Origin of the sequence: Marinifilum fragile JCM 15579 (genome assembly GCF_001310955.1) — a bacterium.
Classification (GTDB): domain Bacteria; phylum Bacteroidota; class Bacteroidia; order Bacteroidales; family Marinifilaceae; genus Marinifilum; species Marinifilum fragile.
On the sequence record NZ_BAZX01000028.1, the window covers coordinates 33,713 to 58,604 of the forward strand.

The window sequence follows — 24,892 nt, forward strand, 5'->3', positions numbered from 1 at the left end:
TTTCTGCGAATTACTTTGTGCTAATTAGTGTTCCGTTTACAACTTGTGAATAACCTTCTGTAATGATTTTATCTCCTAGTTGAATTCCTGATTCGATTAAAGAAAGGTTGTTGTAGGTTTTCGATATTTGGATGTAAGTTTTTTTGGCAACCAAATTCTTTCCCTCTTTTTTAGCAAGGTACAGGTAGTTGCCTTCAAAATCTTTCTTCACAATTATAGATGGAACTACAATGGCATTGTCAATTTCGTAATCTTTAATTTTAAGAACAGAAATAAGGTTTGGCTTAATTTTATGTCCTGGATTGTTCAAATTGACACGAACTTTAAAACTTCTATTTCCAGGATCGATAATATTTGATGTACGATAAATCGATGCATTGGTACGAAAATCGATAGCTGGAAATTCCAATTCAGCTTTTTCCCCAGCTTTAATATAGTTCAGGTAAGTTTCAGCAACATCAGCTTCAACATATACCTGATCGATATTTACCAATTGAGCAAAAGGAATGGTTGGCCCTGCCAACTCACCTTTCTTTTGGTGAATTTCATCGATAATACCATTAAAAGGAGCAGTAATAATTGCCATATCTTTCTGAGCTTCTAAAGCTTTTAGTTTGCTTTCCAAAGCCTCTTTATTGGCTTTTGCCTCCAAGTATTCAACTTCCGAACCAATTTTTTGATTCCAAAGTCTTTCTTGTCTTTCAAATAGAATTGTAGATAACTTCAGATTGGTTTTTACTTCATCAATGCTTCTTTGAATTTGAGCAGTATTTAATTTTCCAATTACATCACCTTTTTTTACTTTTTGCCCTTCAATAACATCAATGGAAATGATATTACCATTGGTTTCAGGAGTAATTGTGATATTCTTGTCGGCTTCAACATTACCAGTTACCTGTATAAAATGCTCGAACTTAGAATTTGTGATTTCTGTAACAGCTACACTTATTGCTTCATCAGTATTGCTTTCACTCTTAATTTCTTTTTCAAGTGCAGAGATTTTCTTTTTTAAAGCAGAAAATTCCGTTTTATATTTTTTCAATTGATCTTCCTTGCTCAATTCATTGTCTGCATTCTTGGCAGAACATGCAAATAGTAGAGGAATAATTGCTGCAATTAATATTTTTTTCATCTGTTTATGGTTTTTGTAGGATGTTTCTTAATTATAATTTTCCAAGAGCCTTATCAAAAGCAATTTTCGTACTCAGCAATCCAAGTGTTGAATTAATGTAATTCGAATGTGCATCCAGGTATTGCTTTTCATTTTCCGATAATTCCGTGCTAGTCGAAATCCCTTCGTTGAATTTGATAATGGTTTTGTCGTATATTCTTTTTGCGATATTTACAGCTTCCAAGTTGTTTTCGTAAGTTTCCTGAGCATTTAGCAAATTCGAGAATGATAAGCTCAAATCCTTTTTTAGGTTTTGTTCTGTACTGGCCATATCATTTTCAATTTTCATATATTCAATTTTTTGCTGCTTTACCTTTGATCTTTTTTGGCCGGCTGAAAAAATCGGCATACTTAAACGTAAACCAATAACTGAAGATTTAAACCATGGAACTTCTGATTTAAATACGTTTCGGAAATCCGTACTTGTATTTTTCCCATAATTATAAAAAGCAGATATGGTTGGTAAATACTGAGCTTGCTCATTTCGAATCAGCAACTTTTGCGATTTTAATTGTGTCTCTAAAATTCTGTAATCAATATGAGAAGAAAAGTCGTAACTACTTACTTCAGGAGTTGTTGAACGAATTGGATCCACAAGGTTTTCAAGATTGTTGCCTAATTCAATTTTTTTCTCAATATCCATTCCCATGGTATATTTAAGAACAGTTAAAGAAGTAGAAATAGCCCTTTTTGCATCTGACAATTGAGTTTTGTTTCGATTCAGATTCAATTTGATCTGATCTACATCCAATTCTTCACGAAAACCATTTTCCCAATAGGCTTTGGTTTCATTCAGTAACTTTTCATTGATGGCCAGATTTTCTTTAACGGTTTTGTAATTGTCTTTGGCAACCAAAACGGCATAATAAGCCTGAGCAACTGCATCTTTAATTTCAATTTCCGTTTTCTCTTTCTGATCTTTTGAAAGTTGTACGAAAACTTTAGCTGCCATTGTACCCACAATATACGAGCCGTCAAAAATTTTCTGATTCACGCTAATTGAAGCGGTACTTCCATATTGCTGACCAAATTTTACAGGAGTATAACTTCCGGGTTCACCACCAAAAAATTCTGCAGGTAATAAAGACACAGCTACATCCAAATTGTTACTATAGTCTGCAGAAAAATCTACCTGTGGTAACCCATCGGCAATGGTTTCCCACACCTTTTTTCTGGCTACCTGTAGGTCATAATCGGTCCCCTTTACCGTATATGAGTTTTCCAAAGCGTATTCCTGTGCTTCGGCAAGAGTGAAATTTACTTTGTCTTCAGTTTGAGCTTGTGTGGGATAACTGAACACAAGAAAAATCACTACAAATGATAGTAGGATGTTTTTCATTATTTCTGATCTATTTAAAATTATTTTTAACGTATTCCATTCCTTTAATTGTACAAACGCCATGTAAATGGTAAAGCCCGAGTTCTCGGTGATACTCAATATTTGAGATATCTTCTTTTTCGAGTATAAGAGTATCTGATTCTGCCATATTCATATAAAAGCGAGCCATGGTTTTGCTAATCCATTCTACATTGATTTCTGGTCGAAACAAACCTTCCTGTATTCCCTTTTCCAGGTTTTGAGACAATTCATTTTGAAAGGTTGTAAGTTTTGTTAGATGAAACTTGTTCCACAACTTTGGATAATATTTTCGCAAGTCATAGCGCATAGATTCACATGAATTTGCTATCTGATTTACAATAAACTTGTAAAATTCTATGTATTGATCAATTGCATTTAAATGGCTGATTTCTTCTGATTGAAATGAAAAAAGAGGATGGTTGATTTGCCACTCTATCGCCTGTTCAACCAAATCATTTTTGTTTTTGAAATGCTGGTAAATGGTTTTTTTTGAGATGCCAAGTTTGCTGGCAATATCATCCATGGTTACACTTTTTATTCCAAATTGAAAGAACAGTTCCCAACTAATTTCAATTATATCTACCTTCTGATTTTTCATCTTGCAAAGATAATCACTTAACACTAAGGAAACTTTAAAAGTACTTAAAGTTTCCAGTAGTTTCTGTTAAATTTTGTTAACATTCAGCATTTCAGTATATCAAAGCGATTTTTGGGATAAAAATAAAACTTGGAAAATGCATATTATGTCATAATTAGGTAATTGTTTCAATTTTATCGGTAAGTGGTAATTTTTATTCGGTTTTAACATTTTCCAAAAATTATTTCGATTTTATAATAAATTGAAGAATTTTACGCTTACTATTTAAAGCTATAACCTATGAGAAAGTTAATTTTTTTATTCCTGGTAAGTACTTTCTATATATCAGCGGCATATGCTCAGGTGCCGTTAGTTGGAGGAGAGAGAATTGATTATTACAGTTCCTGGACAGATAGAGGTGCAAAGGTTGTTCCAATGGGCGAAATACACTTAAGTGTTTTGGCCAAAAGTAGGTATGGTAATTATCCCAAAACTGAATTGAACTCGGAATTATTACTTTTTCCATTGGCACCAAATATTGGATTTAAACATCAATGGTTTGGGAAGAATACCATTTTATCGAGTCAGCATACCTTTTATTATCCTACTGTAGGATTAAAATGGGCAAAAAGTTCAGGTTTTAAGGATCAGATACCCAAAACTGCCGATATTCCGCATATTTTCACATTTAGAAATGAATTGATATTAAGTCGAATACTTAACCCACAACCTGAAGATTGTTTTATTCGTACACCAGATTTGGTATTAACAGCTCGTGTTGGTTTTGATTTCTCTTTGAAAACTGGCGATGATAATTTTCCAAAGTTGGATTATTATTTCCTGTATCAACGATCGGCTTCCTACTATGATGACCAAAAAGTATATTTTGCAGGTTTAGAGTTGGCAGGAAATGTTTATCGAAATTTTAACTTTTCAATTTCGGCCGACTATTACAATATCGATTTTGGTGGAGAATATGCAATAGAGAGTCAAGGGAAAATACATTGGCATAGAGACAGTAAGTTTTCAGTATCGGCAGGATACAAAACTTACTATTTAAATAACGACACAAAAACACAATTGTTCTTAATGCCTGTAGTTGATTTGGTATTCAAATTAAATCATCGCACAAAATTGCAAAGAGGATTGTTTAAAAAATAAGCCGATCTAAACAGATCGGCTTTCTTTTTACTCGCGATACAAATTTGTATACAAGTATCGTTTAATATTTCGCTTAGGAGTTTTCTTAAATTCTTCAGGGAACAGTATGATTCTCGAAACCTTCATGTAAGCAGGCAAAGACTTGTTAATAATCTGCTTGTCTTTATCTAAAGCTTGTTGAATTTCATCTTTGTTCAATCCTTCTGCATCACAGGCTTCATAATCCGGATAGATTAAGGCAATAAGCTTGTGATCTTTATCATCGGTAACTATGGATTCCTGAACAAATGGCATATTATTCAAAGCCGCTTCAATTTCTTCAGGGTAAATGTTCTGCCCCGATGGTCCTAAAAGCATGTTTTTACTTCTACCACGTATATATATTGTATCATCGGCATCGATAATTCCCAAATCGCCGGTGCGTAGCCATCCATCTTCGGTCATGGCTTCGGCTGTAGCTTCAGGATTTTTGTAATAGCCTTTCATTACATTGTCACCTTTCACCTGAATTTCACCTACAACCTTATACGGATCCTCTGAATCGATTCGCACTTGCATGCGATTAACCACCTTACCACATGAATGAGATCGAAATTTTTGTGTAGGACTGTAACTAATTAGCGGACCACATTCTGTCATTCCATATCCAACAGTGAAAGGGAATTCGATTTTCTTCAGGAAATCTTCAACTTCTTTGTTTAAAGCAGCACCACCAATAATTACCTCAATAAAATTACCTCCAAAGGTTTCGATCAGTGAGGTTCTGATTTTCTTATAGATTTTCTTCTCCAACAGAGGAATCTTAAGCATTAGTTTTACCCTGCGGCTTTCCAGTACTGGAAGAATTCTTTTCTTGTAGATTTTCTCCATAATCAGTGGAACCAAACAAATCAGTTTAGGTTTTACATCCTGAAAAGCTTTGGTAATGATTTGTGGAGTAGGAACACGCGATAAAAATACCACATGGCATCCACAGCAAAACTCGGTTAAGAATTCGAACAAACAACCAAAAACGTGAGCCAAAGGCAGAAAAGAAACTACTGTATCTTGTGGGTTCAAATCAATATGATCAAAACCTATTTTTACGTTTGAGTATAAACTTTTAAAAGGCAACATTACACCTTTCGAGAATCCGGAAGTACCCGAAGTATAGGAAAGAACCGCAATGTCATCCTTTTTAGGATCGGCAAAGTTTAATTTATCCTTACTTACCTCTATTTCCTTCGATTTCTTATTTGCTTTTTCTATCGCCTTATTTAGTTTATCGCATGAAGAGCAAAGAGGTTCAAATTCTCCAAGAGAAATGATCCCCATCAACTTTTTCATTTTGTCATCATCAATTTTATTGAAAATGTTCTCGGTGGCAAAAAGCAATTTCGACTCAGAGTGAGTAACAATATGGTGAATGTCACTTGAATTAAAATCAGGCAGAATAGGAACGATAACCGCACCATAAGTAAGGGTGCCCAAATAGGTAACAGCCCAGTTGTTTAGGTTACGACCAATAACTGCAACCTTATCGCCTTTTTTAATTCCGAGTTCTTTAAACAGAAAGTGCATCCATTGAATTCTTTGGGCTACTTCCTGAAATGTAATTGTGTCTTTTTGGTAGTTTGTAAACGCTGGGTGTTCCCAGTTTTTTTGAATCGTTTCCTGAATGGAACTGACTAACTTATTTTGAATCATTGATTTACTTTGATTGATGCAAGCGCTAAAGTTAATAATCTCGTTAAAAAATCATAAACCCCAAATATGATATTTTATAATTCTGACACTAAGATTTCAGAAAATCAGTTATTTACACAATTGTAAAAAATCTTGAAAAAAATCTTGAAAAAAATATTTATTTGATCCTTAAACGAGTTAGTTGCCACATCACGTTTTTTACATTGTACTTTATAGAAATCACAAATACAGAGATCATTCGCAATTAAAATTCTTTTAGAGAGACTACCTTTATACTGTGCCCTTGTATATCCTAATGTGATCTAAAGACATGAAATAGAATTTATATTTCTTATTTATATTCAGTTCAAAATATTAAACAAAAGATATAATACTTGACTTTAATGTTTAATTATATTAAATTTTACCCCGTTTGATAAATGACTTAAACTAACCAGCATAAACTATGAAAAGATTCTACTTGTTTACACTATTAACTTGTATTTGGAGCATAATAAACGCTCAAACTACTTTCGAAAAAGTTCTTCACCATCCTGATGATGAATGGGAAGAAGGTAAAGATATTTGTATCACCTCTTCTGGAGAAATGTTAGTGCTTACAAATACAGGAATAGGTTCTTCATTATACAAATTAACAACACAAGGAGATACCCTTTGGCGCAAGGTGTTAACACATACCGATGGTAATATTCTTGGTAAAAGAATTTGTAAAGGGGCCGATAATGGTTTTGTAATTGGGGGGGAATTAAAGTATGGAAACTATTATGATATCTATATTTTAAAAATTAATGAGGATGGGACCAAATTGTGGGATAATAGATTTGGTGATAATAATACCTACAATTACTGTCATGACCTGATTGAAATTCCAGGTGAGGGATATGCAATTGCCGGACAACAGTCAACTCCTGTGACAAGTCCTGCTCTTCTCAAGGTGGATTTGAATGGAAATTTACTTTGGGCAAACAATTCAATTATTGTTGACGGGGTTTCCGACTCTAACAGTTTTACACCAAGAGCCGTTGTTAAAATTCCTGGTGGATACATTATTGGTGGAGAGTACTACCAGGATAAAGCCGCAAATACTGCCATTGTTAAACTAAATGATACTGGAAATCTTCTTCAGACGGCTCATACTCTCAGTATTGAGAATGAGTATTTAAAAAGTTTATATTACTGTAATGATGGTTCATTAGCATTTGCAGGACGATTAGAGTATGATGACAATGGAACTCTCAGATCAAATTTGTGGTTTGGAAAATACGATTCTAGTTTAAATATTCTTTGGAATAAGAATACCTACACAACCAATAACCTTGTAGGTGACGATATATTAGAGAATGAAAATGGCGATTTATTAATTGCAGGCACCATAGATAGAACAGAATCCAGTACAGATCCTTATTTAATCAAAGTTAACCCTGAGGGAACTTTGATATGGGAGAAGTTTTTTGGATCCAAATTAGGAGGCCATTTGGATCGCATTAAAAAGCAGGGAGATTTTTATTATGGCTTGGGTTACCATTGGGCAAACTCCAGCTGGGGAGTTAGTGGAAATAATAATAGAGCCTTTATATTAAAGACAGATGTAAATGGAGATGTGAATCATTTAGGCATTATAAATGCGAGCAATAATATTTGCGAGGGTGTAGAGAGAGAAATTAGGGTGTATGATTTTATGCAATCATATGAATGGGATACAAACGTAGATGTTGATAAAACCCGCCCAGGAATAATTGTAGATAAGACAGGAAAGTACTCTGTTTCAGCTATCGATAAAAATGGAAACACCCGTTTATCCGATACACTTACAATTTATACTGGTACAATTCCTCAAATTGTTTTTACTGAAGATTCGAAGTTTTGTGGAGAGGGTGATAAAATTTTAAGTACCAAAAATGAATATGCTTCGTACGAATGGTTTTTTAATGATATTGGAGAAAGCCTTGTAAGCATTGGTAGCGAGAGAAACCAACTGGTGGACAAATCGGGAAATTACAGGGTTAAAGTGGCAGATGACAATGGGTGCTTAAACCAAATTAGTATTGATGATGAAAATTATCTGCATGCATATGAGTCGGCAGAGCTGGAAGCATTTGTTGCCGACAGTACCAATATATCAAGGTCCGACCTGGCCGATGGTTCGGCAACCATTGGTGTTAGAGGTGGAAATCCTCCCTATTCATTTTTGTGGGAAGAGTCAGGTTCTACCTTGAGCAGTGCCAATAATTTGAAAGCTGATCATTTTTATCATGTAACGGTTTTTGACGATAAGGGTTGTCAAACAAGAGTATCCTTTGTTCTGAAAGTTGTTCAGGTGGTTGAAAATAACCTCTGTAGTTTTGCAAAAGAGGGAGAAGGTTTAAAGTTAAGCAACACCTCTTTTAATGCAATTGAAAGAGATTCAGAAGGGAAACTGTGGTTTGCAAGCATACAACAAATCGGTGAGTTTGATGGATCGGATTGGAATATTATTGAAACAACTTATGAATATGAATGTTTGCATGCAGATAAAAGCGGAAAGGTATGGGCTGGTACAGACTTTAACAGTATCGGTTTGCACAAATATGATGGAAACACCTTGACTATTTATAGTAAAGATGATGGTTTAGCAGGTATGGATGTGAGGGATATCGAAGAGGATCAATATGGGAACTTGTGGATTGCAACCAGCGAAGGGCTCTCTCGATACAATGGCACTGAATTCGTTAATTTTGGAGTTTCCGATGGTCTGCTTGATGCAAATTTATATTCGTTGAACATCGATAGTAATGATCAATTGTGGATAGGATCCAATGATGGTATCACTAGGTTTAATATTCTAAGTGATACTCAAATAGGATCTTGTACCACTTTTATGGTGAGTTCGGAAGGGAAATCTATTGGTGGAATTAAAAATCTTGAAGAAGATGAAAATGGAACAATCTGGGCAAGTAGCGATTGGGTATCAGAAGGAGTGTCTGGACTTCTTAAGTTCGAAGGAGATGAATTTATCCGTATCAATCCAAACTTAAGCAATACACTTACGTGGATTTATGATATTTGTGCTGATGCCAATGGTGGTGTATGGATTGCAACTGAAACTGGAGTAGTCTGCTTAAGTAATGAAGTCTGGTATGAATATTCCAGCGAAACTGGATTATTATCTGATAGAGCTTTGGCCATTGGTGAAGATTTATTTGGAAACATTTGGGTAGGTTATAATCCTGCGGAAGGTTTAAGTAAATATTCAAATGGAACTTGGGTAACCTACAATACTCAAAGTGATTTATATAATAATGGAATTAAAAATTCAATTATAGATAAAGACGAGAACCTGTGGGTGAGTGTAGATACCGGACCAAACAGCCTGCAAAAGTTTGACGGAACGGCTTGGTACAAGTATACGGAAGAAGAAGGTTTTACTGGTTACATCTATGACCTGGCAAGCGATTCAAAAGGCAATGTATGGATTGCCACAGATATCGGTTTGTACAAATATGCTGATAAGCAGTTCGAGAAACTGAGCACCGAGGATGGCTTAAAAAACAATAAAGTGATGGGCGTAACTGTTGATAAACATGATAATGTTTGGTTACGATTCGATGGCCAAAATGGAATCAATAAATATTCCAATAATCAGTTCTATTCTTATACACAAAATGATGGATTGCTAAGCAATGCTGTAAATGACATACAAACCGATTTGCTTGGAAACGTTTGGTTTATTTATAGTGGGTCGAAGTTGAACAAATACGATGGTAATGCGTTTAGCGAGATTGAAATACCACTAACTCCTGCTGGAAATACAATGATAAATTGTAAGGCTCTTGTTGATTCTCAAAATCGTTTGTGGCTGGCTTCTGAGCAAAACGTCGCTGTTCTGGAAAATGACGCTTGGACTTTCTATAATGGGGAGGATTATGGTGTGAGTAACGAATATTTCCCATCTACATTTGGAGAAGATGCAGCTAAAAATGTGATACTTGCTTATTATAAGAACCTTGATGAAAGTGAAACAGAACCAAAATTGGTTCAATTTACAGGTGCCAACTGGATTGATATTGAACCAAATAATGGTTTACCTGAAGCATCAGTTTACTGTATCCAGGATGATTTTAAGGGTAATCTGTGGTATGGAACTGCTAAAGGCTTGTTGAAATTTACCAAATGTACCAACGAGGAGGTACTGATTACAGTTGATAATGGATCATGTTCGGGCGATAGTAATCGTTCTTTAATTATTACTCCAACTGGAGGAAATCACCCATATCAGTATTCTATCGATAATGGAAACACATTCCAGGGCGATAGTATTTTTGCTGATCTTCATGCCGATACTTATCATTTGTTGGTAAAAAATAAGAATGGTGAATTGGTTACCGATAGAGTATTAACCATAACTGAACCACTTCCTTTGCTGGTAAATGTAGAAGGATTTAATGTTAGTTGTGAAGGACGAACTGATGGTGTTGCCATTTGTAAACCAACTGGTGGTTTACCTCCTTACACATATCTTTGGGATAATCCAAGTGCCAGTACAACAAGCAGAATCGAAAACCTGGAAGAAGATGTAGAATATACTGTTACTGTTACCGATGCTAACGGTTGTACCGAAACTGCAACAATTAGTGTAGGACATGATCCTCTGTTGAAATTTACCGATAAGAAAGATGTTTCTTGTTTTGGACTAACCGATGGTATGGCAGTAATTACACCTATTGGAGGAAAAGCTCCTTATACTTACCAGTGGGATGATGTTGATAATACAACAGATTCTATTGTTACTTCTCTTAGTGGAGATAAATATCATTTTGTAACTGTTACGGATGCAAATAACTGTTTATCAGTCGATAGCATCAAGCTTAATCAGCCGGAAAAGATACAGGTTGAAATGAAAAGTTTTAACAGTTGTGGGAATGAGAAAACTGGAGGAATTGAAGTAACTGTAACAGGAGGAACGCTTCCTTACGACTATCAGTGGGATGATTCCAACAGTTCAACAAGCAAAAATTTATATGATTTAGGTGCAGGGACATATAAATTAATTGTAAGAGATTATAATTCTTGTGAGTTTTCTGAATCTGTGAGTATTGAACAATTAAATACCGTGGAGGATGTTGTAATCATATCTAATAAAGGGGATTACTATTGTCCAAATTCTACGGAGTTAAGTGCAAGTGGCGATTTTTTTTCATATAAGTGGTCAACAGGATCTACAGATAAAATTATTGCTCCGGTAGGTGAAGGTAAATATTGGTTGAGAGTTTACAATGAAGATGGATGTTCTGATATTGACACAATTTCAATTAATGTATTAAATACCTACAAGGAACAGAACCTGTGTATTGTATCTGTTAATTCTGAAAATAAGAATGAAATTGTTTGGGAAAGGCGAGAAGGAAATGGAATCGAATCTTATAATATTTATAAAGAATCTAATATTGCTTCTCAGTATGAATTCATGGCAAACGTATCTTTGGATCAGGAAAGCGTATATACTGATGAGAACTCCGATCCAAGTTCTCGTTCTCATACTTATGCTATTTCTGTAATAGATGTATGTGGCGTTGAATCAGAATTAAGTGAAGAACATCGAACAATGCTACTACAAGCTAACTATGGTGTAAATGGAGCTATTAATTTATCTTGGAACAAATATCTTGGACTTGATTTTGATACTTACTACATATATAGAGGTACTTCGGTTGATAATATGCAATTATTAACTTCTATTTCAAATTCAGAATCAAAATATATAGACAATAATGCCCCTACAGAAGAGGAATTTTTGTATTATGTTCTTCAAATTGAAGCACGGGGAGTTTGTGATCCGACTATCATTAAATCTACTACCAATGATTATGGAATATCCAGTTCCAATGTAGTAGATGCAGGAAATAAATCTACAGGCATTGTTGAAAGAACAGGAAAAATTGAGAAATTAACTGTTTATCCTAATCCTATGACAGATAGATGTTATGCTGAATTTAAGAATCCTGGCTTCAAGGAGTTTGTTCTTACAGTGTTAGATTCAGGAGGAAGTGTGGTTTATCAGAGAAAAGGAATTAAATCTAATAAGGTAGAGATACCGAGAGGCAATTTATGTTCTGGTACTTATATCATTGAGTTAAAAGGAAAGAAAATTTATAGAGGCAGATTGATTGTTCAATAAGACAACTAAGAGTAAAGATCGAACCTTTAGGTTAGGTCTTTTTTTCAATTAATTAGCACAGAGTAAACCGTATTGCAATCAATTTTTATATTTTTGTAGTTCGATTTTGCGTAAAGTGATTTTTAGATGCATTATCGTTCACAAATAGAAATATTTAGAATAAGTTATTCCTGTTTGAGAATGGGAATAGCTGAGAGCTGCCAGCTTGGTGCTGCCAGCTAAAAAGTCTCATTAAGTATTAATTAAAATGGAACAGAAAAGAATTAAGATCAAAGAACTGTTGGCTTCTGCAGAAGCAGGCAGTACGGTGAATGTGAAAGGATGGGTAAGAACAAAGCGCGGTAACAAGCAAATTAATTTTGTGGCTTTAAATGATGGTTCTACTATTCAAAATCTTCAGGTAGTTGTTGATGTTCCTAATTTTAATGAGGACTTGTTGAAAAAGATCACAACGGGTGCAGCCATTTCGGTTGATGGAGAAATTATTGAATCGCAAGGTAGTGGACAATCAGTTGAGATTGCTGCTAAAAATATTGAGGTTTTAGGTGTTGCCGATCCTGAAAAGTATCCGTTGCAACCTAAAAAACACTCTTTAGAGTTCTTAAGAGAAAAGGCGCATTTGCGTTTCCGTACCAATACATTTAGTGCAGTTTTCCGTATTCGTCATGCAATGGCTTATGCTGTTCACGAGTTCTTTAACAAGAAAGGATTCTATTACATGCATACTCCATTAATTACAGGTTCGGATGCTGAAGGTGCTGGCGAAATGTTTAGAGTATCAACACTTGATCCTAAAAATCCACCTTTAAACGAGGATGGAACAATCAACTATAAAGAAGATTTTTTCGGAAAAGAAACCAATCTTACCGTTTCTGGTCAGCTAGAAGGTGAGTTGGGAGCTATGGCTTTGGGTGAAATTTACACTTTTGGTCCTACTTTCCGTGCCGAAAACTCAAACACAACTCGTCACTTGGCAGAGTTCTGGATGATTGAACCTGAAATGGCATTCTATGATATCAAAGATAACATGGATTTGGCTGAAGAATTCTTGAAGTATATGATTAAATATGCTTTAGATAATTGTATGGATGACCTTCAATTCTTAAGCAAACGCCTGCAAGAAGAAGAAAAAGGTTTGAAAGAGGAAGATCGTTCAATGGAGTTGATTGAGAAGTTGAACTTTGTATTGGAGAACGATTTTGTTCGTTTGACTTATACAGAAGCTATTGATATTCTTCGTAACTCTAAGCCAAACAAGAAGAAGAAATTCCAGTATTTGATTGACGGCTGGGGAGCTGATCTACAATCGGAGCACGAAAGATATTTGGTTGAGAAGAAATTCCAGAAGCCAGTGATCCTGATCGATTATCCTAAGGATATCAAGGCATTCTACATGAAGCAAAACGATGATGGAAAAACTGTTGCAGCTATGGATATCTTGTTCCCAGGTATTGGTGAAATTGTTGGTGGATCGCAACGAGAGGAAGATCTTGACAAATTATTGACCAGAATGAAGGAAATGAATGTTCCTGCAGAAGAAATGGATTGGTACTTGGATACTCGTCGTTTCGGATCTGCAACTCACTCTGGTTTCGGTCTTGGTTTCGAAAGAATGATGTTGTTTGTTACTGGTATGGGTAACATCCGCGACGTAATTCCTTTCCCAAGAACACCTAAGAATGCGGAATTTTAGTAGAGACGTAGCATGCGACGTCTTTACATGAAAAGATATAAAGCCGTGTCACTAAAGTGATGCGGTTTTTTGTTTCACACAAAGGGAGCAGAGATTTTAATTTAAAAGAACGCAAAGATTAAGATTGGTGTTTTGCAAATTAAGCACTTGGAGTACGTAATAGCCCAGAGAAATGAATTTTGGTTTCCTGCGACGAAAAAAGGTATACCTATATATAAGGTATTGCAAAATCTTAATACATCATGAAAATCATTTGCGTTCATCTTAATCATCTTATTTAATCTGATTCCTAATCAATAATCCAATAGGCGATTTATTCGTACCCCGAAATCAACTAGAAACACGAAATTCATAAGATTAGAGGCAGATACCTGTGAGCTAAAAGCTGATTGCTATTTTCCTTTAATCTTTTTTAACCTTTTCGTTTTGGCTTGATATTTGTTAGTTCAGCGGAGATTATGTACCTTGCTTCGACTAAACCAGAACATGAAACAGAATGCTAAAGCAAAGTTTACAGCAAAAGTTATTACAAAAGTTATCGCCGCAGCAAATACAGGTGATAAAGCTGTTGGAACTTCCAACTTTGCAGCTTGAGGAGAGAATCAAGAAGGAGCTGGAAGAAAATCCGGTTCTTGAAGAAGGCGAAAAAGTAGAAGATTTTCAAGAGTCAGTTCAAACAGAAGATAGCAACGATCGTGATGCCGATAAAGAAGAATTTACTTTAGAGGATTATATGAACGAAGAGGATATACCTTCTTATAAATTATCGGCACAAAATTATTCCAAAGACGATAAGCACGAGGAAATTCCTTTTTCAGGAGGAACTACTTTCCACGAATTGTTGATTTCTCAATTGGGATTAAGAATATTGGAGCCTGAAAAAGCTGCATTAACCGAATATCTGATTGGGAATATTGATGAAGATGGTTACCTGAGAAGAGATATTGATAGTATTGTTGATGACTTGGCTTTCTCAACAGGAATCGAAACTTCGTTCGAAGAGTTGGTAGAGCTGCTTCGCGTAATTCAGGATTTCGATCCTGCTGGAGTAGGTGCACGCGACTTGCAAGAATGTTTATTGCTTCAGATATCCCGAAAGGGAAAACACAACCCAGATGTAAAGCTGGCTCACCTTATTCTGAAAAAGCATTTCGACGAATTTACCAAGAAGCATTACGATAAAATTCAGAAACGCGTTGGTGCCAATGATGAAGATTTCAAATGTGCAATTGATGAAATTTTGAAATTGAATCCAAAACCAGGAGGAGCTTTCAATAATCCGATGATTAAAGCATCGCCGACCATTATTCCTGATTTTATCCTGGAAGAGGAAGATGGTGATTTGCGATTAAGCCTAAATGCGCGTAATGTTCCTGAATTGCATGTTAGTCGCACCTATTCTGAAATGATTCAGGATTATGCTGGCAACAAAAAAAATCAAAGCAAAGAGCAGAAAGATGCAGTAATGTTCGTGAAACAGAAACTGGATTCTGCAAAATGGTTTATTGATGCCATTAAGCAACGCCAAAATACGCTGATGGTAACCATGAATGCAATTATTGAATTCCAGCGCGAGTATTTTATGGAAGGTGATGAGAGAAAATTGAAACCAATGATTTTGAAAGATATTGCTGATATCACAGGATTGGATATCTCAACCATTTCTCGAGTGTCGAATTCGAAATACATTCAAACACATTTTGGTATTTTTTCGTTAAAATATTTCTTTTCGGAGGTTTGCAAACCGATACTGGTGAAGAAGTTTCTACTCGTGAAATCAAAAAGATTCTTCAGGAATGTATTGACAATGAGGATAAGAGAAAGCCATTGACCGATGATAAGTTGGCGGCCATTTTAAAGGAAAAATCCTACCAAATAGCACGTAGAACAGTGGCGAAATATCGTGAGCAATTGAATATTCCAGTGGCTCGTTTAAGAAAGGAATTGTAAGATCGAAGTATAGAAAAAGTATAATATTATCAGAGACTGCTGCAAAAAGAGTTATTTTTGCAGCTTTATTTTGTTTGATAAATAAGTAATAACATCATTTGTTTCCCAGCACAAAAGTAATAATATGAATCTTTCAAGAATAATTTCAGGAGTAGCGCATCCAATGTTAATGCCTTTGTATTCAATTTTTGTAATATTTCACTCAGGTACTTTTCTTGATTTTACTCCACCTCAATTGATTCGTGTTATTTATCTGATAGTTGGAATTTCAACCATACTTCTTCCAATAAGCGTACTTCCTCTTTTAAAGGTCCAAAAATTTGTTTCGGATTATGGCTTAAGCGAAAGAAGTGAGAGAGCCATTCCATTGATCTTTACCATTGTTTTTTATGCATTGGGATTTTATCTTTTAATGAAATTCCCAATTACCAGAATTATTGCTCACCTGCAATTGGCTGCAATTATTTCTATTGGTGTAATTGCTTTAATTTCTACCAAATGGAAAATTAGCATTCACATGGCTGGTATTGGTGGATTTATAGGAATGGTATTAAGTTTTACCATTCTTTATGCCGGTTCCTTAAGAGTATATTTTATTGCAGGAATTTTATTGGCAGGATTGTTGGGATACTCCCGATTAAAATTAAACCTGCACACTCCTTTACAGGTATATGCAGGTTTTATGCTAGGTTTGGTTGTTATCTTTTCAACAGTAATGCTTCTTCAACTTTATTGACGAAGCAACCACAAATCAGGTTTTTTATTCAGCTTTCTCAAGCGTTTCAATTCTTTTATTGCCGATTCTTTGTTATTAAATGATTGAAGCACTACTCGAAATTTACCGTTATTTTCCAATACAATGGAAGGATAACCTTTTTGATACAATCTGTCTTTAAAGGCATCTGCATGTTTTTGATAATTGTAGCTGGCTGCAACAATATGATAGTCGAAAATTTCACGGTTTTTGGCAATTTCAGCACTACTTAATTTAGGTTCTGGTTTTTCAGGCGGAGGCGTTAACTCCGGAACCTGTCTTTTAGCTGTTTGCTCAACAACATTGTCCTTACTAACAGTAGTAACCTTTTTCTCATCTTTACAGGATATCAGTAAAAGAAAAAGGGGAATGAATAGATAGCTTAGTTTTGCCATGTCCTAAAAATTATCGTTTGATATATAGCCAGGTGTCTTTGTGTTCTTCAGTTGTTCGAACAGATGCCAATTCCTGAAATGCTAGTTTTCTATCCGAAAAAGCTTTGTAAGAAACTCTGAAGAATCCATTTTTTGCATTATGAATGTCAGCAACATAGCCTTCCGTCTTTAATTTCGATTGAAGTTTCTCAGCATTAGCTCTGTTTTCAAAACTTGCAACAATTAAAAAGTACTTGTTTGGAACTTTTTCAACAACAGGTTCCAATTTTTTCTTTTCAACAGGTTTTGGAGTTGTTTTTTTAACCTCTTTCTTTGGGGCAACTTTTTTAGTTGTTTCTTTTTTTACTGGTTCTTTCGCCTCTTTCTTACAAGAACTTAAGCCAATTCCACATATTAGAACGGACAATAACAGTATTTTAGATAGGTAGTTCATATTGCTAGCATTAATATAATATTAACAAATTTACGATTTTATTACTGATTTGAAGAATACTTTGTTTATTTGTTGTACTAATCAGAAAAATACAAAAAACTTAATTGAATAGATAGAGTTCTTTTAACAAATGCGTTTTTTTTTGATTTCATACACTTGTACTACACTATAGATTTTAAGTATAAGATTAAAAATTAATAAGAGATTAGATATGGAAAGTAAAAAAACAATTGCCTTAGTTGCGCATAACGAAAAGAAGAGTGTGATGCTTGCATGGGTAAAAAGACATCTTGATGAATTGAAAAAACACAAGCTTATAGGAACCACAAATACGTCTGAAATATTGAACTCAGTGCTCGATCTTGAGGTTGAAGCTTTTGGTCATGGACCCAATGGTGGTGATATTTTATTGGCGGCTCAAATTCTGGAAGGAAAGGTTGATGAAGTAATATTTTTAATAGATGCCGAAACTCCTCATGGTCACGAACATGACATTCAAACGTTAATTAGAACCTGTGTAATTAACAATGTTCCAATGGCTTTAAATGTTGCTACTGCAGATTATTTAGTTAAGCTTAACAAATCTGAAGAATAAAAAAAGTTAACACAGAGTTAACACAAACGTAATAAAAACGAAACATTTTAGTCTCCATGTGTTAGTATGTTTGCGATGAATTTACGAACTTAATAACATGGAGAACTTTTATTTACTAATTGTGGTAGTGCTATTTGCGCTAGCCATTAGCGATCTTATCGTGGGCGTGAGTAACGACGCCGTTAATTTCCTAAACTCAGCATTTGGCTCTAAGGCCGCCCCACGTTGGGTAATTATGACTATTGCCAGTCTTGGGATTTTGATAGGAGCAACTTTCTCGAGTGGAATGATGGAGGTAGCCCGTAAAGGGATTTTCCACCCAGATCAATTCTACTTTGCAGAAATCATGATCATTTTTATTGCGGTAATGCTAACAGATATTATTCTGTTGGATTTTTACAACACCGTAGGTCTGCCAACATCAACTACAGTATCGATTGTATTTGAGTTGCTTGGAGCTGCTGTTGCAGTTGCCGTGGTTAAAATTATGAACTCTGCCGATCAAAGTTTGCTTGATTTAGGAAGTTACATTAACTCAGCTAAAGCACTAGCAATTATTACTGGTATCCTGTTGAGTGTTGTTATCGCTTTCTTATCCGGTTCATTGGTGCAGTGGGTAACACGATTGGTTTTCACGTACAAGTATGAGAAAACATTCAAGTATTTTGGTGCCATTTTTGGAGGTATTGCAATTACAGCAATTACTTACTTTATCCTGATTAAAGGTGCTAAAGGATCCTCTTTCATTACCAAAGACACTTTGGCTTGGATTAAATCCAACACTTTAACCATTCTTGCGGTTTCATTTGTTGGATGGACAATTTTATTGCAAGCTTTGGTTTTGTTCGTTCGTTTAAATATTCTTAAGGTAATTGTACTGGTTGGTACATTTGCTTTGGCAATGGCCTTTGCAGGTAACGACCTTGTAAACTTTATTGGTGTGCCATTGGCTGGTTTCAAATCGTTCCAGGCATTTGCAGCTAATCCAGGAACAGATCCTTATGGAATGACAATGGGTATTTTGAGTCAAAAAGTTCAAACGGAAACTTACCTACTGGTGATTGCTGGTATAGTAATGACCTTAACACTATGGTTGTCTAAAAAAGCAAGAACTGTTACCGAGACAGAAATTGGCTTGAGTAGTCAAAATGAGGGAGACGAGAAATTTGGATCATCATTCTTTGCACGTTTATTAGTTCGTCGTTCATTATCAGCGAACAGCAATATTAAACGCATGATGCCGGCAGGAATTCAACAAGGAATTGCTAGTAGATTTGCTAAGCCTGAAGAAGTAGCCATTCCAGGAATAGATCCTAAGGATAAGCCTGCTTTCGATATGATTCGTGCATCGGTTAACCTTACCGTTGCTAGTATCCTGATTTCGATTGGTACTTCCTTGAAATTGCCATTGTCAACAACCTACGTGACATTTATGGTGGCTATGGGTACCTCATTATCAGACAGAGCTTGGGGTAGAGATTCTGCTGTTTACCGTATTACTGGTGTACTTACCGTAATTGGAGGATGGTTCTTTACTGCATTTAGTGCCTTTACTGCTGCATTTATTTTCGCGAACCTGATTAATTGGTTAGGAGGATTTGCTATCCTTGGATTGTTAACTCTTGCAGTAGTCTTCGTGGTTCGTTCTCACATGTTCCACAAGAAAAAGTCTCAGGCAAAAGAGCAACAAATCACAGAGGATGACGATACGATCATCATTAAGGGTGGAATTTTTGAGCAGCTAACTTTTGCAGTTTCTGGTATTACAGTTAAGATTCCTAATCTATATGGAAAAATCATTAACGGATTGGCTTTCGAAGAACGTTCTAAATTGAAGGAATGCAATAAAAAAGCAGGCAAATTAGATAAAGAAGCGAAACAGATGAAAGATCAGGTGCCTATTATGATGAAGAAATTGAGTGAAGATAGTATCGCAACAGGTCCTTTCTACGTTCAGTTGATTGATTACTTACGTGAAATTGCGCACTCGATGAGCTTTATTGCTGGTCCAGCTTTCGATTACGTTGATAACAACCATAAAACTTTAATTAAGGAGCAGGTGAATGAATTAAATATCATTCAAACCAATCTTGATGATTTCTTCAGAACAATTAATCGCTTGTTGAAAGACAGCAATTATGAAGCGGCTGAAATTGAAAAAGCTCTAGTAAAGCAAAAAGATTTGTTGAAATCTCTTCGCAAATTCAGAAAAGAGCAAATCAAGAGAATTAAAGCTGAAAAAGTTGGTACAAGAAATTCTGTTCTATACTTAGGTATCTTGAACGAAACCAAGAACCTTACTTTACATGCTGGAAATTTATTGAAAGCTTCAAGAGACTTCTCTGGTTTTAATGGAGAAGAGGTTGATTCAATGATAGAAGAAGAATCTATGGATGATTAATCTAAACCATTAATTATATAAGAAAGCCGGAATAATATATTCCGGCTTTTTTTTTTGAGGAGTTTTCCTTAACCGTTTAAATTTTAGAGTGAGCTTTCAGCGAAACTATGAAATCACTATTATTCGAGTTCGAGAATTTCGAAGAGTTTTTCCATTCCTACACTTGCTATTTCTGTGATAAAAGTGATTTTTTTGTTGGAATGAACAGCAGGTTGATTTGGATCAATGATGTAAACAGGAGTATTGTTTGGTGCATAATCAATCAGTCCTGCAGCAGGATAAACATTTAGTGATGTACCTATAATTAAGAGGATATCAGCTTGGGCTACTATTTCAGCAGCTTCGGATATAGCAGGAACACTTTCGCCAAACCACACAATGTGTGGGCGGAGCGGAGATCCTTTCTCACATTTATCCTCTAAACCAAGCTTCCATTTATCAAGTTCATAAACCAGGCTTGAATCAACTGTACTGCGTGCTTTCTTCAATTCGCCATGCAAATGCAAAATTTTTGAGCTGCCAGCTCTTTCATGTAAATCATCAACATTTTGAGTTACAATGTGCACATCGAAGTGTTTTTCCAGCTTTTTTATTAGATGATGGCCTTGGTTGGGTTCACATTCAAACAATTGCTTTCTTCTTTCATTGTAAAATTGATGAACCAGCTTAGGGTTATTATTCCAGGCGGTAGGACTTGCAACTTCCATAACATCGTATTCTTTCCACAATCCTCCCATATCGCGAAAAGTTCTGATACCACTTTCGGCACTCATTCCTGCACCGCTTAATACAACTAGTTTTTTCATGAGTTTAGATTTATCGGGCTATTCGTTTAAAATCTTTTTCTAAAAATGAATCGCTTTGGTTCTTTTTGATCATGTGATAGTCAAAATAATAAAAATCTGAATCACTGGCGCCAACCAAAATCTTAAAACATCTGGCTTTTATTTTTGAGCTTTCTGGTCCTACTTTGTGCAGAAACACTACATTTTCTTTTTTACCATTAATTGCCTCTTCAACCTCTTCTTTTGTTACAATTTTTACCTTGCCTGGATAAACTTTTCGGATTTTAGTCAGACTATTCACCTCTTTTTGTAATTCTTCTTTAATAAGGTACAATGTTTTGCCTTGAAGCAAGGATGCATTTTTATTATAGTATTTTAATACATTGGCCGATATAATTTCAGGATTTTTACTTACCAATTTCACATGATTTTGTATAAATCTAATAAAGCAAGGCAGTTTGTAGGAATAAACATCTTCGTGAACATGTTTGTACGATAAGGGAACCGAGCACAAATCAGGCATGTTGGTTATTCTTTTTTCCTTACCGCCCATAACCAGACTTAGAAAGTTATACCTGGCTTTGGTTTTATCTTTATTAAAAGTAACAATGCTATTAATAATAAAGGAATATTTGGGATCGAAGCGTTTATTCTCGAACTCTTTATTCGAAATGAATCCATATTCAGTAATTGTCCAATTGTTTTTAATTACATCTTTTATCCTAAAGTTGTATTCGCTCATAGGATTATCATCTAAAACAATTAGGGTTTTGGTTTTTGCAAAAGCAGAATAATCTTCAATAGCTGGCAAATGTTCTTGTGCTTTACCAATAAAGTCTAAAAGGCAAATAAAAATTGTAAGTAGTAATGTTTGTTTCATTATTTCGATTTGTTAAAAATTCAAGTTACATATTATATATGTACTAGTTGAAAAAATAGCAATACTAAAGTTCATGATTATAAAACTTGGTAGCCAAAATTATAGTGTGTTTGTTTTAATCAAATTTTAAAAGTTTTTAATCGGTGATCGAATATCAATCTTGTTTTCTATTTTTGTTCGTATGATTGATCAGTCTACGATATCAAGAATTTTTGATGCTGCAGAGATATCTGAAGTGGTTTCGGATTTTGTTACTCTTAAAAGAAGAGGTGTAAACTATTTGGGTTTATGTCCCTTTCATAATGAGAAAACACCGTCATTTACAGTATCTCCAGCAAAAGGTATATATAAATGTTTCGGATGTGGTAAAGGGGGAAACTCGGTAAACTTCATCATGGAGCATGAGCACCTCGATTATGTAGGTGCATTAAAATATCTGGCAAAAAAATACAATATCGATGTAATCGAACAGGAATTATCGCCAGAACAAGAGAAGCAAAAGAACGACAGGGAAAGTATGATGATTGTAAATTCTTTTGCCCAAAAAACTTTTACCCACAACTTGCACCAGCATCCGCAAGGAATGGCTGTAGGAATGAGTTATTTAAGAGAGCGTGGTTTCCGTGACGACATCATTAAAAAGTTTCAGATAGGATTTTGTCTTGAAGAATGGGAGGCATTCTCGAAACAAGCTTTAGATAGTGGATACAAGAAGGAATATCTTGTAAAAACAGGTTTGAGTATCGATAAGGAGAATCGCTTAATTGACAGGTTTAAAGGAAGGGTAATTTTCCCGATTCATGGAATTGCAGGAAGAGTATTGGCTTTTGGGGGGCGTACGCTGAGAAATGATAAGAAAGTGGCCAAGTATCTGAATTCTCCGGAATCCGAAGTATATCACAAAAGTAGAGTACTGTATGGTATTTTTCAGGCAAAGAAATCAATTGTTCAGAACGACAAATGTTTTTTGGTTGAAGGTTATACTGATGTAATTTCATTTCATCAGGCAGGAATCGAAAATGTTGTTGCATCTTCCGGTACTGCGCTTACTCCAGATCAAATCAGGTTGATAAAAAGATTTACCAATAATGTTACCATTATTTATGATGGTGATGCGGCAGGGATAAAAGCATCTTTGCGAGGAATTGATTTGGTTTTGGAGCAGGAGGTAAATGCTAAAGTTTTGTTGTTGCCTGAAGGTGAAGATCCGGATTCTTTCTCGAAAACTATGGGAGCGACTGAGCTTACCAATTATATTGAGCAAAACGAAACAGACTTTATCGTTTTTAAAACAAATCTGCTTTTAAAAGATGCGCAGGATGATCCGGTAAAACGTGCAAACCTAATTATTGATATCGTTCGTTCCATTGCAATTATTCCCGATGCCATTGTGCGTTCGGTTTACGTAAGAGAATGTAGTGGTATTCTGAATGTAGATGAGCGTGTTTTATATACCGAGATTAATAAAATCATTCACAAGCGCAAGGAGGAAGCCTGGAAAAGAAATCAACGACCAGATTTTGATGAACCTGAACCCGCTAAAAGAATGGCGGAGAATTCAGGATTTCTGAGATCGGGCAACGAATGCGATCTGGAAGAGCGTGCATTGGTTCGCTTTCTTTTGAATTTTGGTACCGAAGTATTGTTTAGCGATAAAAATGAAAATGGGGAAGAGATAATTACTCTGGTTGGTACATATATTATATCTGAATTACAAAATGATGAACTGGAATCGATAAATCCTTTATATCAATTGGTTTTTGATCAATACGGCTCGAACATGAATAATGCAGAATTTAATGCAAAAACTTTTTTCCGTGATCATGCCAATGAAAAAGTAAGTCAGCTTGCCGCAGATATTTTAAGTGAACCTTACGAGGAAAGTAAAATTTGGACCAAGAATGGAAGTTTTGTAGAGTCTATAATTGAAAAATTAAAAGATTTGGTTCCAAAAATGGTGAACGAATACAAGGGCAAAAAGGTGAGAATCCTAATGAAGGAGGTTTTGGAGGAGATGCAAAAAGCCCAGGAAACGGGCAATTCTGAGCGTATGATGGAACTGATGCAGCAAAAAATGGTGCTCGACCAGATTAAAAATGCAATTTCAAAAGAATTAGGAAATCGAACAATACTTTAAACTAATACTAACCTAACTGTAATTGGTTTCCGTACTGCTTACAGGATATATGATACTAAAAGGATGAAAACAATATTTATAGAAGACAAAACACAGATTGATGAGATCATTCGTTCGTGTGAAATCTGTAATCTTGGAGTTATTGATACTGAAAACAGACCATATGTTGTACCAATGAATTTTGGATACCATGATGGTTACATTTACATGCATGGTGCCGATTTTGGTAAGTTAATCGATGCAATGAAAGCAAACCCTCAAGTTTGTGTTACTTTCTGTACGCCTGTAGAACTTGCTGCGCAAGATGCGCATATTGCATGTAGTTATAGAATGAAGGGAAAAAGTGTGGTTGCCCGAGGTAAGATAGAGTTTGTTACCGATTACGATAAAAAAGTTGATGCTTTAAATATTCTTATGGCACAGTATACCGATCGTAAATTTACCTATAACTCTCCGGCAGTAAAAAACGTTGAAGTTTACCGATTAAAACCCGAAGAATTAACTGCTAAAGAATTTGGTGCGCCACATGGCAATAATTTCCCTTGGCAAATTGAAAGGGATAGAAAAAAATCTATGAAAGATTTATAAATAATACAAGCCTTCTCCCTAGAGAAGCTTTTTTAATAAACCTTAACAAATGTTTTAAGAGCTTAACCAAAATGAATGCTACTTTTGAAGCGACATATTTAAGCAGTTAAAAATTCGGTTAGAAACGAAAACTAAGGTTGGAACCATCTCAAAAGTTTCAGCCTTTCTTTTT

At 35.2% G+C, this 24,892-nt stretch carries 16 protein-coding genes and 1 pseudogene; 9 read left to right on the forward strand and 8 right to left on the reverse strand.

All coding sequences use genetic code 11. The annotated features are described in order from the left end of the window. Positions 1–10 precede the first annotated feature (10 nt). Genes JCM15579_RS16280 through JCM15579_RS16290 form a run of 3 tightly spaced genes read right to left on the reverse strand, consistent with a single transcriptional unit; the run spans position 11 to position 3,129 of the window. Positions 11–1,132 carry an efflux RND transporter periplasmic adaptor subunit gene (locus JCM15579_RS16280; RefSeq protein WP_054721704.1) on the reverse strand — a complete coding sequence of 374 codons (1,122 nt, stop codon included), beginning with the start codon at positions 1,130–1,132 and terminating at the stop codon, positions 11–13. Positions 1,133–1,163: 31 nt separating this feature from the next. Further along, positions 1,164–2,510, reverse strand: a complete 1,347-nt coding sequence (locus JCM15579_RS16285) for a TolC family protein (protein ID WP_054721706.1) — start codon at positions 2,508–2,510, stop codon at positions 1,164–1,166. Positions 2,511–2,520: 10 nt separating this feature from the next. Beyond that, complete coding sequence (locus tag JCM15579_RS16290) at positions 2,521–3,129, reverse strand: TetR/AcrR family transcriptional regulator (RefSeq protein ID WP_054721708.1); 609 nt, start codon at positions 3,127–3,129, stop codon at positions 2,521–2,523. A 279-nt stretch (positions 3,130–3,408) separates the two neighbouring features. Here JCM15579_RS16290 and JCM15579_RS16295 point away from each other — a divergent pair, with 279 nt between their 5' ends. Continuing rightward, positions 3,409–4,269, forward strand: a complete 861-nt coding sequence (locus JCM15579_RS16295) for a hypothetical protein (protein WP_054721710.1) — start codon at positions 3,409–3,411, stop codon at positions 4,267–4,269. A 27-nt stretch (positions 4,270–4,296) separates the two neighbouring features. Here JCM15579_RS16295 and JCM15579_RS16300 read toward each other — a convergent pair whose 3' ends face one another. Beyond that, complete coding sequence (locus JCM15579_RS16300; RefSeq protein ID WP_054721712.1) at positions 4,297–5,955, reverse strand: AMP-binding protein; 1,659 nt, start codon at positions 5,953–5,955, stop codon at positions 4,297–4,299. Between the two features lie 445 nt (positions 5,956–6,400). On the opposite strand from JCM15579_RS16300, the gene JCM15579_RS16305 reads away from it, so the two are divergent. The 4 genes and pseudogenes from JCM15579_RS16305 (at position 6,401) to JCM15579_RS16320 (ending at position 16,488) form a co-directional block, all read left to right on the forward strand. Continuing rightward, a complete protein-coding gene (locus tag JCM15579_RS16305; protein WP_054721713.1) occupies positions 6,401–12,109 on the forward strand; it encodes a two-component regulator propeller domain-containing protein in 5,709 nt (1,902 codons plus the stop codon). 247 nt (positions 12,110–12,356) lie between these two features. Further along, positions 12,357–13,802, forward strand: a complete 1,446-nt coding sequence (gene asnS, locus JCM15579_RS16310; RefSeq protein ID WP_054721715.1) for an asparagine--tRNA ligase — start codon at positions 12,357–12,359, stop codon at positions 13,800–13,802. Positions 13,803–14,298: 496 nt separating this feature from the next. Then, positions 14,299–15,752: pseudogene (gene rpoN, locus JCM15579_RS16315) on the forward strand (RNA polymerase factor sigma-54). 124 nt (positions 15,753–15,876) lie between these two features. Next, complete coding sequence (locus JCM15579_RS16320) at positions 15,877–16,488, forward strand: hypothetical protein (protein ID WP_054721717.1); 612 nt, start codon at positions 15,877–15,879, stop codon at positions 16,486–16,488. Here JCM15579_RS16320 and JCM15579_RS16325 read toward each other — a convergent pair. Both JCM15579_RS16325 and JCM15579_RS16330 read right to left on the reverse strand, forming a co-directional pair. Further along, entirely contained in the window at positions 16,482–16,901 is a 420-nt protein-coding gene (locus JCM15579_RS16325) for an SPOR domain-containing protein (protein ID WP_054721719.1), read from the reverse strand. The two genes, JCM15579_RS16320 and JCM15579_RS16325, sit on opposite strands and share 7 nt — an antisense overlap. 10 nt (positions 16,902–16,911) lie before the next feature. Next, on the reverse strand, positions 16,912–17,334 hold the full coding sequence (locus JCM15579_RS16330) for an SPOR domain-containing protein (RefSeq protein ID WP_083464730.1): 423 nt from the start codon (positions 17,332–17,334) through the stop codon (positions 16,912–16,914). A gap of 211 nt (positions 17,335–17,545) precedes the next feature. Here JCM15579_RS16330 and JCM15579_RS16335 point away from each other — a divergent pair, with 211 nt between their 5' ends. Together JCM15579_RS16335 and JCM15579_RS16340 are read left to right on the forward strand one after the other, a co-directional pair. Further along, positions 17,546–17,929 carry a methylglyoxal synthase gene (locus JCM15579_RS16335; RefSeq protein WP_054721724.1) on the forward strand — a complete coding sequence of 128 codons (384 nt, stop codon included), beginning with the start codon at positions 17,546–17,548 and terminating at the stop codon, positions 17,927–17,929. Positions 17,930–18,026: 97 nt separating this feature from the next. Next, complete coding sequence (locus JCM15579_RS16340) at positions 18,027–20,330, forward strand: inorganic phosphate transporter (protein WP_054721726.1); 2,304 nt, start codon at positions 18,027–18,029, stop codon at positions 20,328–20,330. A gap of 119 nt (positions 20,331–20,449) precedes the next feature. Here the strand turns inward: JCM15579_RS16340 and JCM15579_RS16345 are convergent, their stop codons facing one another. Further along, positions 20,450–21,136, reverse strand: a complete 687-nt coding sequence (locus JCM15579_RS16345; RefSeq protein WP_054721728.1) for an SIR2 family NAD-dependent protein deacylase — start codon at positions 21,134–21,136, stop codon at positions 20,450–20,452. Between the two features lie 10 nt (positions 21,137–21,146). Further along, positions 21,147–21,995 carry a hypothetical protein gene (locus JCM15579_RS16350; RefSeq protein WP_054721730.1) on the reverse strand — a complete coding sequence of 283 codons (849 nt, stop codon included), beginning with the start codon at positions 21,993–21,995 and terminating at the stop codon, positions 21,147–21,149. Between the two features lie 181 nt (positions 21,996–22,176). Between JCM15579_RS16350 and dnaG the strand changes: the two genes are divergently transcribed. Together dnaG and JCM15579_RS16360 are read left to right on the forward strand one after the other, a co-directional pair. After that, entirely contained in the window at positions 22,177–24,132 is a 1,956-nt protein-coding gene (gene dnaG, locus JCM15579_RS16355; protein ID WP_054721737.1) for a DNA primase, read from the forward strand. A 63-nt stretch (positions 24,133–24,195) separates the two neighbouring features. Beyond that, complete coding sequence (locus JCM15579_RS16360; RefSeq protein WP_054721731.1) at positions 24,196–24,720, forward strand: pyridoxamine 5'-phosphate oxidase family protein; 525 nt, start codon at positions 24,196–24,198, stop codon at positions 24,718–24,720. The last annotated feature ends 172 nt before the right edge of the window (positions 24,721–24,892 follow it).